Below are 336 nucleotides of genomic sequence, written 5' to 3'. Positions count from 1 at the left end.
GATCAAAACGTTTGGCCACTTGGCGTAAGTGCGCGGTAAATTCCACCGCTTTATCATGGTCCTCAATACCATGGCGCTGTGCAAACTCGCTGAGTTGCGCCACTTGACGTTGATCAAATTTATCAGGGGCGTCATCCGCGGTTTCTCCTTGTTCCCACCTGATAGCCATCGCCTCACGATGACGTTGTATCAAGCGCATCGCTAGGTGCAGCTTCATACGTTCAGCATACTCAAAGATTCTCTCATCTTTAAAACGGTTTGCTCGAGTGTCTCGATCAATTCGTCCTTCTTGTCGATCAAGTCGAGCAGCTCTTGCTCGTCGTGCTGCGTCATCGA

At 50.0% G+C, this 336-nt stretch carries 1 protein-coding gene; it reads right to left on the bottom strand.

Annotation, left to right across the window (positions count from 1 at the left end):
- Positions 1–217: hypothetical protein (locus EI162_RS14745; RefSeq protein WP_225737024.1), on the bottom strand; the 217-nt coding region annotated here is incomplete at its 3' end.
- Between the last annotated feature and the right edge of the window lie 119 nt (positions 218–336).

The sequence above is a fragment of the Psychrobacter sp. FME6 genome (assembly GCF_014861365.1).
In the GTDB taxonomy this organism is placed as follows: Bacteria; Pseudomonadota; Gammaproteobacteria; order Pseudomonadales; family Moraxellaceae; genus Psychrobacter.
Note: the sequence above shows the minus strand (reverse complement) of the source record. Positions and strands in the feature narration are given on the sequence as shown.